The following is a 693-nucleotide window of genomic DNA, read 5'->3' on the forward strand; positions in this document are numbered from 1 at the left end:
GTCGTCAGTCCCGGCTGATCGAGCGTCGGCATAAACAGTCGGGGCTTGACGAGAAGCTCACGTTTGCCGAATTCGACTGGTCCTTCAATCCGAAACTTCCGCGTCAGGCGTGTCTGGAGTTGCGAACGCTGAAGTTCGTTTCGGCCGGCGAGAACGCGCTTCTCATCGGCAAACCTGGTACTGGCAAATCGCACATCGCGAAGGCCATCGCCAACCAGGCCGTTCTGCAAGGCTATAAGGTCCAGTATCTTGAGACCGACGACTTCTTTGCGCGTTTCAGTCTCAGCGAGCCCGACCAGCAGGAGAAACGTCTGCGCAACATTCTCGACTGCGATCTGCTGATTCTGGACGACCTGTTTCTGTCACGATCGATTCCGGATGCCGCTGGTGCGCTACTGCAAACCCTCGTTCATCAACGATACAAACTGCGCCGCAGCACCATCGTCACGTCCAACCGCGTCGTGCAGGACTGGGGAGCCTATCTCGGCGACAACACCATGAGCAGCACCATTCTCGATCGACTCATGCACCACTGCCACTCGCTTGAATTCGACGGCCGCAGTTACCGCCTGAAGGAGGCTGCTGAAACCCTTGCGCGCAAAACCAAAGCGAGCTAAAAAACAACCTTGTCCTGCTGCCGGGTGGAGGAGTTTGCGCGACCACAAGTGGAGGAGTTTGAGGTGACCGTCCGGG

At 57.4% G+C, this 693-nt stretch carries 1 protein-coding gene; it reads left to right on the forward strand.

The genetic code is table 11. From position 1 onward, the window contains the following. Positions 1-617, forward strand: a 617-nt coding sequence (gene istB, locus AB6809_RS36255) for an IS21-like element helper ATPase IstB (protein ID WP_371028612.1), incomplete at its 5' end; no start/stop codon positions are given. Between the last annotated feature and the right edge of the window lie 76 nt (positions 618-693).

Origin of the sequence: Paraburkholderia sp. RCC_158, from assembly GCF_041355255.1 — a bacterium.
GTDB classification, from domain to species: Bacteria; Pseudomonadota; Gammaproteobacteria; order Burkholderiales; family Burkholderiaceae; genus Paraburkholderia; species Paraburkholderia graminis.